Here is an 11,894-nt window from a genome sequence, read left to right on the forward strand (position 1 = left end):
AATTGACAAATACTTTGAAAGGTAACCGTTAAATACGTCGATTCCTAACTATTAAACAAGTTGCATGAAGGGTGTTGTCGATTAAAAAGTTTTTTATAATAACAAAAATAGTCAAAATATTCACAAAATATTACTTAGAATTATCACCAAGGTTTAAAAGAATCTATTAAATATTTTATAGAGAAATCATCATATTTACGCGCATAGTAAACTTCCGATGGAAGATTCTTTTTTTGCAATTGCCAAGCTAACAAAATAGTAGATTTCATGAAGGGGTTGGCATTTTTTGCATGTGTTGTCCGAGTTATGGCTATATGGTTTATGGCTTTGAGGGGGGGATAAACCCAGGTAAGGCATTAAGCTGTGAAAGGGGGCGTTAATGGGACAAATAACGATATAGAAATGATGAAATAGCGTAATCATCAAGGGGAGTTTGAAAACAAAAACCTACATAAAGTAGGGAATGTTCCAAGAGGGAGGAGAATTACTTTGAAGCTTAGAGGTAAGATTGCTGCATTAACGACCACTATATTGCTTGCGATGTCTTCAACAGCCGCATTTGCTGTGGAACCTGGGCTGGATAAAATGCCCGGCCCTGTGGATCCCCTGTCATGGGTGAACCCGGATAATATGACGTGGAATGATTATAATTCAGTACCTGGTATTAACTGGAATACCGCGGATATTCAACCGGAAACAGAACTTAAAGGGGCCTTGATTTTGGTCGACTTTCCTGGTCAGGATTTTATCTTGACCATGCCCAAGGGTTCAGAGCTCATCGGTAACCCACAAGTCGATGCTGTTCCTCGTGAAGAACTTGGGGAATGGTGGAAGAATTTCTTGAATGTACCTAGCGAACTCAACAACTATCAGACAATCGATGGCTTTTGGAAGGAAAACTCTCATGGAAAATGGGGCGTAACTCTAGATTCTTATGGTCCCTACCGCTTGGATAAATACGAATTTCAGTATGGGCTTAACAGTATGAATGCTGGTTTCCTGCCAAAGAATTATGCTAGTGGAAACCTTTTTACGGATGGCGTAAATGCAGCAGCAACCGACATAACCGCATCTGGAAAGGAATATGACTTTGCGTTCATCGTTCATGCCGGCTATGATGAATCAACAGTATGGCAGGAACTTGGCGAAATGATGTTTATGAATCCAGAGTCGGTGCCTGCTGAATTTGGGCCGCCGGATTTACCTGGATTTGAAACCATGCCAAACTGGGCATCAACTCGTTATGTACCATGGACTTCCTGGTATGCAGCCAAAACTATTTGGTCCGCCGCATCCAGTGCAAGGATAAATGGCAAAACAATTCGTGTTTCTATTCAAGGCGAAAGTGATGGCATGGCCGTTTTTGCTCACGAATTTGGCCATCTAAAGGGCCTTGGCGATAACTATAATAATGCGGCTCTTGACCCCAGAACCTATTCGGGTTATTGGGAAACGATGAGCCGTGGATCATTCAATGGCCCCGGTGGAACGCACACCCGCTGGATGATTCCGTCTACCCTTGGTGCTTCGTTACCGGCACCACATATGCTTCGAAATAAGATGAAACAAGGATTTGTATCCGGTGATGAGGTCCTGCAGCTAAACCGCGATGGATTAAAAGAATCTGGGCCGGTGTTTGCGGATATTACCGCGCGCCAAGCACCAATTGGAAGTGAATTCGGCCGAACCGGACTCCACGGTATCAACATCAGCATGAACGATTTAACACCAACCAATTATCTTACCGGTGACTGGCGTAACGATATGCCATCAAAAGCAGTGTACAATAACTACACCCTTGAAGTGGTAGACCGCGTTGGTGCGGATTCCTTCGCAGCCGACTCCGGTGTATTGATTGCCAAAACGAAAAATGCGGAAAGTGCCCCGTTCATTTGGGTAGTTGATTCACATCCCGAAGATATCAATCTGAAGGACTTTACAAGACCTGACGGCACAACAGCTATGGTTGGCAAAGGTGACCCCCGTCAAGCTCTTGATGCTTTATTCAAAGCTGGGAATGGGGCAAGTTTGGTCTCCGGGCAATTCGATGGTTCTATTGGCAAAGACACTGTTGTCAGTGAGTACATCGATCCATACAATAAACTTCATTTCTACATTTTAGGGCAACACAAAGACAATGACGGCGTACTTCGTTATCAGGTTGCTGTCCGTAACACGGAGGGCTCAGGTGCCTTTAAGCGCGGAGTAAATGTAAGCGCTGGCACTGTACAACCTGCCGTACAGGACAAAGTGGCAGTCTATCATTTTAATGTTACTAATACTGGCGATGCAAAGGATCTTATTCGCATCAACGCTTCTGCAGGTGATGATTGGACAGTTCAACTTGATCACAACGTACTGGCTGTGGAACCCGGAGCAACTGTTGATGTACCGGTATACGTGAAAATTCCGAAGGGCGAGAAAGCTCCAGCAAACCTTACCTTTACGGCTACTTCAGAGACAGACTCTAATCAAAGCGTTACCGAGACCAATCTTATGACAGGTAATATAAGCGCAACCGGTCTAAGTTCTGTTATTGATAGCTTTGCCAACGAGGGAGCTTTCAAAGCAGGTGCAGCGCAAGCATTGAAGGCACATTTGAATTCCGTGAGTCAATTTGAAAAGAAAGAATCTGCGGATAAGGTTGTTAAACACATTAATGATTTTAAAGAGTTTCTGGATCTTAAAAAAGATGCGAATCAGATCTCCGCTAAAGCGTATAACAGTTTGAAAGCGTATGCCGATGCAATGATTGAGATCTGGCAATAGGTTAGATTTACTGTTCAGAATATACCTCCTGTGCCAGGATGACCTGGTACGGGGGGAAAAACTCAAAATCTTTTAAATCATGAAGGTAGGAAATTAATGAATGGACCTCCCTATCAAAATTGCTTATTTAGCTGATTATCTGGATGATAAGCCCAAGTCAGATTCGTCAGCGGCAATGGTTTTGGGAAGTTGCTAAGTAGGAGTGAAGATAATTGAGGAAAAAGATCACAGTTTTTGCTATTTTATTATTGTTATTTTTACTTAGTGCCTGTTCGGCTCAAACCTCTGGCGAAGGGAGCAAGGTACTTGTTAAAACGGGTTATGGAAATATCACAAAAGATGATTTATATAAAGAAGTGATAAGTTCCGAGCGGGGAAAAGAATTGATTCAGAAGTTGGTCTATATGCAAATTTTGGAAGGTAAATATGAGGTATCAGATAAAGAGGTGAATCAACGGCTGGACGATATAAAGGAACAGGCCGGTGATAATGATGGATTTAACATGTTCCTACAAAAACAGGGCTTTAAAAACGAAAAAGAATTAAAGGATTATATTAAACAATCCATTTATTTCTTTAAAGCAACAACAGACGGGGTGACGGTATCAGATAAACAAATAACAGATTACTATGAACAAAATAAAGACCAATACACGGAGGTGAGAACCAGCCATATTCTCGTGGATGAGGAGTCAACTGCTAAAGAAATTGAACAGGAACTAATGAAAGGAACCGACTTTGCCGAATTGGCAAAAACAAAATCGACGGATAAGATGTCTGGAGCAGAAGGCGGGGATTTGGGCTATCTTTCCGGGCGAAGCCAGGAAATGGATCCGACATTTCTTGCTGCGGCTATGAAATTGAAAAAAGATGAAGTGAGCGAACCGGTCAAGACAATGTTTGGTTATCACATCATTAAGGTAACAGATATAAAGGTGACGCCATTAAGCAAGGTGAAAGATCAAATCAAACAAGCGCTTATGGGAAAAGAGGCAAAACATGTACAGGAGATATTAAACAATTTGAATAAAGAAATTGAGATTAAAGAAGATGCATTAAAAGATGCATTTAAGGATGTGGAACCGCAACAACCAAAGCTTCCCCCTCAAAGTTAAAATATTCGGTCATTGCTGATTGGTTAGTATGGCCGGATAGTCATATGATGGAATTTGAGCCAATGATTTAAGGGTTTCAGGCGTCGATGAACTGTAGATCATTGTGCTCATTCCAGCCATAAGTAGTTGGTATGATTATCACCGAGCTTTACAACAATTACATAATTAAAAAACCTCACCCAAGCATGATGCTTGAAGATAGTAAAATACTATTCAATCGATTTTTTCTTAGGTAAAAATGTAAGGCTCTTCGCCAATTACCGTAATTTTGCAGAAAAACCCTATGTCTTATTTTCTAAAAGATTAAAAACCGGACAAAGGAATGGGTTCAGTTGCGAAGAGATACATCACTTCCTCCTAATTTTGGATAATCAACACGCGTAATATTATGTCTTTAATCCTCCAACTCCGCATTTTAAGACAATCATTTTTGGATATCCCCTGATTGTCATTTGTATCTGAAGTATTACCTTTGTTCCAAATGATAGAACATTTTACATTCGGTATCCATCTACTACTCCAACCATTCCATAACAGGCCAATATCCGAGGGTATAAAATGTCAGACCCTACATGGGCTTGATCATTAAAGGGATCGGTAAGTTTTTTTATACCAAATATATTCCAACAAAGCAGGTCAAAATCCATGAACAATTGACAAATACTTTGAAAGGTAACTGGTAAATACGTCGATTCCCAATTATTAAACAAGTTATATGTAGGGTTTTGGCAATTAAAAGTTTTTTATAACGCCAGTAGATGGCAAGATTTTCACTATGCATTGCTTAGAATTAAAACCAAGGTTTAAAAGAATCTATCAAATATTTTATAAAGACATCATCATACTTATGCGACTGGCAAAATTCCAATAGATTCTTTTATTTGCAAATTGCCAAGCTTACCAAAATAGTAGATTCCATGAAGGTGTTGGCATTTTTTGTAGGAATTGTCCGATTAATGACCATATGGTCAATGGCTTGAGGGGGGTGATAAACCCAGGTAATGAATTAAGCTGTGAAAGGTAAGGAGGCGATAAAGGGGCTAATAACGATAAAGAAATGACGATATAACGTAATGATCAAGGGGAATTCGAAAATAAAAAACCTACATAAAAAGTGGGTTATTATCCAATAGGGAGGCAAATTACTTTGAAGTTGAGAATTAAGATTGCCGCATTATCAACCACGATATTACTTGCGATGTCATCAACATCCGCTTTTGCAGCGGACCCTGGGCTGGATAAAATGCCCGAACATGTGGATCCCCAGTCTTGGGTTCTTACCGATTATCTGACATGGAATGACTATAATCCGATCCCGGGAATAGACTGGAAAGCCCCAGACATCAAAGCGGAGAGGGAATTGAGAGGGGCATTGATTCTAGTAGATTTCCCTGATCTGGGGTTTATCCTTAGCGATCCCGAAGGTTCTGATCCAGCTGGTAATCCAAGGGGCATCGGATCAATTCCCCGTGAGGACGTTCCGGAGTTTTTTAAGGATTTTCTCACCAAGCCAAGTGCCCTAAATAACTACCAAACGATGGATAGTTTTTGGAAGGAGAACTCCTATGGAAAATGGGGCGTAACCCTTGATGCTTATGGTCCCTACCGGTTGGATAAAAATGAATTTCAGTATGGGCTTGAGAGCAGTCATAATACTGGTGCATTGCCAAGTAACTATACAAGAGGAAACCTTTTTCAGGATGGTATAAATGCGGCCACAGACGACATAAATGCATCTGGAAATGAATATGACTTTGCGTTCATTGTTCATTCGGGTTATGCCGAATCAGCCGTATGGCAGGAATTCGGTGAAATGATGTTCCTTAATCCAGAGTCGGTGCCTGATGAATTTGGACCTCCGGATTTACCTGGATTTGAAAACCTGCCAAACTGGACAAAAACTCGTTATGTACCATGGACTTCCTATTTTGCGGCCAAAGCAATATGGTCTTCCGCATCAAGTGCAAGGATCAACGGTAAAACGATTCGTGTTTCTATTCAAGGCGAAAGTAATGGTTTGGCTACATTTGCCCACGAATTCGGTCATCTTCAATCTCTTGGTGATAATTACAACAACCCATTCGGGGTCCCTCCAGTCCGGTCATATGCTGGAAATTGGGAATTAATGGCCAGCGGAAGCTTCAATGGACCGGGTGGCCCGCATACGCGCTATTTTATTCCTGCCACCCAGGGTGGATCCTTACCGGCTCCACATACGCTGCGAAATAAGATGAAACAAGGATTTCTATCCGATGATGAAGTCCTTGAGCTAAACCGTGATGAATTAAAAGAATCTGGGCCGGTGTTTGCAGATATTATCGCACGCGAAGTGCCGATTGGCGATAATTTCGGCCGGTCCGGACTCCACGGTATCAACATCAGCATGAACGATTTAACACCAACTAATTACCTTGCCGGTGACTGGCGTAACGATATAATAAGCAATAGATTGTACAATAACTACACCCTTGAAGTGGTGGATCGTGTCGGTGCAGACTCCTTCCAATCCGATGCCGGCGTATTGATTTCCAAAACGAAAAATGCAGAAACTGCCCCGAGTGTCTGGATTATTGATTCCCACCCGGAAGATATTAATCTGCCTGACTTCATAAGACCTGATGGCACAACATCTATGCTTTCCTTAGGGGATGAGCGACAGCTTGCCGACGCTTTATTTAAAGCCGGGAGTGGGGCAACTTTGGTCAAGGGCCAATTCGATGGTTCCATTGACAAAGATACTGTTGTCAGTGAGTACGTCGATCCGTACAATAAACTCCATATCTACATTTTAGGGAAACACAAAGACAATGACGGCGTACTTCGTTATCAGGTTGCTGTCCGTAACACGGAGGGCTCAGGTGCCTTTAAACGCGGAGTAAATGTAAGCGCTGGCACTGTACAACCTGCCGTACAGGACAAAGTGGCAGTCTATCATTTTAATGTTACTAATACCGGCGATGCAAAGGATCTTATTCGCATCAACGCTTCTGCAGGTGATGATTGGACAGTTCAACTTGATCACAACGTACTTGCTGTGGAACCCGGAGCAACTGTCGATGTAGCGGTATACGTGATAATTCCGAAGGGCAAGGAAGCTCCAGCAAACCTTACCTTTACGGCTACTTCAGAGACAGACTCTAATCAAAGCGTTACCGAGACCAATCTTATGACAGGTAACCTAAGCGCAACCGGTCTAAGTTCTGTTATTGATAGCTTTGCCAACGAGGGAGCCTTCAAAGCAGGTGCAGCGCAAGCATTGAAGGCACATTTGAATTCCGTCGATCAATTTGAAAAGAAAGGATCTGCGGATAAGGTTGTCAAACACATTAATGATTTTAAAGAATTCCTGGATCTTAAAAAAGATGCGAATCAAATCTCCGCAAAAGCGTATAACAGTTTGAAAGCGTATGCTGATGCAATGATTGAGATCTGGCAATAGGTTAGATTCACTGTTCAGAATATACCTCCTGTGCCGGGGATGACCTGTTACGGGGAGTAACGAGCTCAAAAACTTTTAAAACGTGAAGATGGGAAATCAATGAATAGACTTCTCTATCAAACTTGAACTAGGGTAAGGTTTCATTGTTCATATCCATTTTCTCGATTTTGTGAGTTTATGATACTCATAGGAAACAAAAACAATAAAATGGCCGGGACAGTAGGCGAACTGTCCCGCCTCATTTAAGCAGGAAAACCCAATTGGTATTATTGGTTGATTTATTCTTTCCCTGTATTGTTACGTTTTTAAAATATCCATAAAAATATCGAAGGCATTTTAAAGCTTATTCAGCTTTTTATTTAGATGGTAAACCAAGGTCAGATCCGTCAGCGACAATGACTTTGGGAAGTTGTCAAAAGTAGGAGTGAAGATAAATGAAGAAAATGATCCCCAGTTTTAGCCATTTTTTCATTGTCTTGCAGCGGCTATGAAATTGAAAAAAGGTGAAGTGAGCGAGCCGGTCAAGACAATATTTGGTTATCACATCATCAAGGTAACAGATAGAAAGGAGACACCATTAAGCGAGGTGAAAGATCAAATCAAACAAGCGCTTATGGGAAAAGACGCAAAACCGATACAGGAGATATTAAACAATTTGAATAAAGAAATTGAGATAAAAGAAGATGCATTTAAGGATGTAGAACCAAAACAACCAAATATGCCCCCTCAAAGTTAAATGTTCAGCCATAAGTAGTTATTGTGATTATCGTTGAACTTTACACCAATTACATAGTTATCTATGCTAATAAAGATTGTGATGAGTCTTAATTCGACGTTCGAATTGCCTTTCAAAATTGGTACCCTTAGGTCATTGAGAAATATTAAAGCAACCAAAACGATTGGGCTCGGGTGATGCAAGTTCCGGGGCCTTTTTATTTTGCTTGCCTAGTAACCCGTTAATTACTAGATGGGGAGAGTCAAATCCGAGTAAGTGTTCGGTGGCTTTCTGGCGACTGATGGAAAATGGCCTAATAGGACTTGATATCCTATTGGATGGAATTTTACTATTGATTTAGTTGCAAAAGGTAGGATGCGAATAAATAAAAAAATATGACTCACCAGCACCTCATGTGTTGCACATACATTTTGCACACGTGGAGTGAGTTTCACAACTCATTTTAAAGAAGAAAGGCAACTAACCCTCTGGGGCGTTGTCTTTTTACGTTTCCTGTAACGGATTTACAAAGATGTATTGAATATGGACAATGGACAGTACCATCGTGGTTGCAAGTGGTATTCTCAACTAGAAAAGTAAGAAAAAAGGCGTTAATTCTTAAGATTAGGACATCTTTTAGTTTTGCCTAATGTTAATAGCATGGTTCTCGTTGTCACATTAAAATTTCTTTTATGAAGTAGTTTATAATGAGACCCGGTAAAGGAGACAAATTATTGTTAAAGTGAAATAACACCTAAAACGGTTGTTTCTACATATTTAGGTAAGGAAGTAAGGGTATTTCAAACAATAAGCAGCAGAAACCAGGATTAATACTTAACCTCTGTCCCAAGCTATCGCATCTTACTGATTTTCTTAGCACTTTTCATGTTGAACTTAAGGTTTATAATGTTTAAAATTTTCTATAGTTTGATAAAAAGTGCTTAAGCATGGTATATGTTTTAAAAGAAGCAGGCACATTCTTGCAATGTAAATTTGAGACGAGAGTTTAACTCTTATAAGAGAGGTTTGAGTTTATATATGATAGATAATTTTTGGAGTGAATTACCAAGACCGTTTTTTGTACTTGCACCAATGGAAGATGTGACCGATGTTGTTTTTCGCCATGTGGTGAGTAAAGCAGCCAGACCTGATGTGTTTTTTACAGAGTTTACAAACTCGGAGAGTTATTGTCACCCAGATGGGAAGCAAAGTGTGCGTGGGCGTTTGACTTTTACAGAAGATGAGCAACCTATTGTGGCTCATATATGGGGGGATAGACCTGAAAACTTTCGGAAAATGAGTATCGGTATGGCTGAACTAGGATTTCGGGGTATTGATATCAATATGGGCTGTCCTGTACCTAATGTGACATCGAATGGGAAGGGAGCCGGTCTGATTCTTCGTCCGGAAGTTGCAGCAGATTTAATACAAGCAGCAAAAGCAGGAGGACTGCCTGTAAGTGTGAAGACAAGGCTAGGTTACACGGATGTAGAGGAGTGGCAGGCGTGGCTAACGCATATATTGAAACAGGACATCGCCAATCTTTCTATTCATCTGCGTACAAGAAAGGAAATGAGCCAAGTCGATGCTCATTGGGAGCTGATTCCGGAGATAAAGAAACTTCGTGACGCGATTGCACCGGATACGCTGCTAACAATCAATGGAGACATTCCTGACCGACAAACTGGGCTACAGCTCGCTGAACAATATGGTATTGATGGAGTTATGATCGGGCGAGGTATTTTTAAAAATCCTTTTGCTTTTGAAAAAGAGCCAAAAGAGCATAGCAGTAAAGAATACCTTGATCTTTTAAGACTGCAACTTGATCTTCAAGATCAATATGCGGAAGTACTGCCACGTTCAATCTCAGGGCTTCATCGCTTTTTCAAAATTTATGTCAAAGGATTCCGTGGAGCTAGTGAATTAAGAAATCAATTGATGAACACGAAATCAACAGATGAAGTGCGAGCATTGCTTGATAACTTTGTGCTAGAGAATGATTTTTAATATCTAAGGTAAACTCTATCACATGCGATCGCTATTCAAGTCATGTGGAAAATGTCGCAGTGTGAGTTGGAAAATAAAAAGGTGAAAAAAGAAGTCTATCGATAGACTTCTTTTTTATGGTGAAATAACAATAATGACTGTTTACCTATCTGTATAAAGAAGGAATTTGTTTTTATTTCTTGAATTCCTTATTTAATGGAAAAATAAAAGAAATTAGAGATGGGAGCGAGTTTATTATGATGATAAAAGGTATCGGGGGAATATTTTGGAGGACTAAAAATCTAGATGCTATAAAAAAATGGTACAGTGAAGTGTTGAAGATTGAAATTGATAATTGGAATGGGACCATTATTAAACCCCATTCAGAAAATAAAACGATTTTTTCTTTCTTTACTGAAGATGACCCTTACTTCCCAACAGAACAGCAAGTGATGTTAAATTTCCAAGTTTATAATCTAAACGAGACTCTTGAGCATCTAGAACAAATTGGTGTACCTCTTGTAAAGGAAAAAGAGATTAGTGAATTTGGTAAGTTTATTTGGATTAAAGATCCTGAAGGCAGACTGGTGGAGCTATGGGAGAAATAACGGGTTGTCATTATTCATATTTTGTTGAATACATGGGTGCTTAGTTTAAGTGAACAACAAGGAGATTAAGAAAATGAGAATCCCGATTTATCAGATTGATGCTTTTACAAATGAACAATTTAAAGGAAACCCAGCAGCAGTATGTCCATTAAACGAATGGATAGAAGATGATTTAATGCAAAAGATTGCTGCAGAAAATAATTTATCTGAAACCGCATTTTTTGTAAAAAAAGATGATGAATATGAGTTAAGATGGTTCACTCCAAAAGGGGAAATAGACTTATGTGGACACGCAACATTAGCGTCTGCTTATGTAATATGCACGTATTTAGATGAAAATTTAAAGAATGTAAAGTTTCATACAAAAAGTGGACTTTTAGAAGTATTGAAGGATGGCGGTCTATTTACATTGAGTTTTCCTTCTAGAGAATGAGAAAAATGCGATACTCCAAAGGAACTTATTAAAGGTTTAGGTAAAGAACCTAAAGAGGTCTATAAGGCAAGAGACTATTTGGCGGTATTTGATACAGAACAAGATATTTTAGCTCTTGAATTAAATATGGATGAACTAAAAAAACTAGATGGTTTTGGTGTAATAGTGACAGCTAAAGGAAAAGAAGTAGATTTCGTATCAAGATTTTTTGCACCAAAGGCAGGAATAGATGAAGACCCCGTTACTGGTTCCGCTCATTGTACGTTAATTCCGTATTGGAAGAATAGATTGAATAAAAATGAATTTGTCGCATTGCAATTATCAGAAAGAGGCGGAAAGCTATATTGTACTGATTTAAGTGAAACGGTAAAAATGTCTGGAGAAGCTGTATCTTATTTAGAAGGATATATAAATGTTTAGGAAAATTTGTTTAACAAATTAAAAACTTACTGACGGGTGCTATTCTTCAATAAAGAGAATAGCATTTTTTATTGGAGGGGCAGGTTTATTCAATAATAAATCACATCAGGGATCTGCATTTACCGTGAGTCTACCAGTATATTGTTAGAAATATTAATATTCAATAAAATAAATCCATACTAGAAACCGAAAATAATGAACAATCGTATTATATAGCGAAAAAATTAATTATGGGGGGAAGATGGGGTAATCATGGCAAAGTATGAAAAGACAATTGTTGGTCAATTTGAGAAAGTGGTTAATCAATTGGAAAACGATATTGGTAATAGTGGAATAAGTATGAGATTAGTTGATGAAAGCAACTACACTATTGGAGATACTAAAATAGCAGTTCGGGTTTATGATAAAT

The 11,894-nt window shown here is 39.5% G+C and carries 6 protein-coding genes and 2 pseudogenes; all 8 read left to right on the top strand.

The genetic code is table 11. The features are described from left to right. Positions 1 to 489 precede the first annotated feature (489 nt). Complete coding sequence (locus tag V7164_RS04950; protein WP_335353505.1) at positions 490 to 2,769, top strand: M6 family metalloprotease domain-containing protein; 2,280 nt, start codon at positions 490 to 492, stop codon at positions 2,767 to 2,769. Positions 2,770 to 2,981: 212 nt separating this feature from the next. After that, a complete protein-coding gene (locus V7164_RS04955) occupies positions 2,982 to 3,884 on the top strand; it encodes a peptidylprolyl isomerase (protein ID WP_335353506.1) in 903 nt (300 codons plus the stop codon). Between the two features lie 1,147 nt (positions 3,885 to 5,031). Beyond that, positions 5,032 to 7,323: an FIMAH domain-containing protein gene (locus tag V7164_RS04960; RefSeq protein WP_335353507.1), complete on the top strand. Its 2,292-nt coding sequence runs from the start codon at positions 5,032 to 5,034 to the stop codon at positions 7,321 to 7,323. Positions 7,324 to 7,804: 481 nt separating this feature from the next. Next, positions 7,805 to 7,883: pseudogene (locus V7164_RS25640) on the top strand (peptidylprolyl isomerase); the annotation flags it as partial. A gap of 1,193 nt (positions 7,884 to 9,076) precedes the next feature. Then, positions 9,077 to 10,045: a tRNA dihydrouridine synthase gene (locus V7164_RS04970; RefSeq protein ID WP_335353509.1), complete on the top strand. Its 969-nt coding sequence runs from the start codon at positions 9,077 to 9,079 to the stop codon at positions 10,043 to 10,045. 239 nt (positions 10,046 to 10,284) lie between these two features. Then, on the top strand, positions 10,285 to 10,632 hold the full coding sequence (locus V7164_RS04975; protein ID WP_335353528.1) for a VOC family protein: 348 nt from the start codon (positions 10,285 to 10,287) through the stop codon (positions 10,630 to 10,632). 73 nt (positions 10,633 to 10,705) lie between these two features. Then, positions 10,706 to 11,485: pseudogene (locus V7164_RS04980) on the top strand (PhzF family phenazine biosynthesis protein). Positions 11,486 to 11,737: 252 nt separating this feature from the next. Next, the coding region (locus tag V7164_RS04985) for a DUF6054 family protein (RefSeq protein WP_335353529.1) at positions 11,738 to 11,894 on the top strand (157 nt) is incomplete at its 3' end.

The organism is Bacillus sp. JJ1474 (assembly GCF_036965225.1).
GTDB lineage: Bacteria > Bacillota > Bacilli > Bacillales > Cytobacillaceae > Cytobacillus.

Bases quoted from the DNA above. Each gene is read 5' to 3' on its own strand.
- V7164_RS04970 (WP_335353509.1), top strand. From the start codon at position 9,077: ATGATAGATAATTTTTGGAGTGAATTACCAAGACCGTTTTTTGTACTT.
- V7164_RS04975 (WP_335353528.1), top strand. From the start codon at position 10,285: ATGATAAAAGGTATCGGGGGAATATTTTGGAGGACTAAAAATCTAGAT.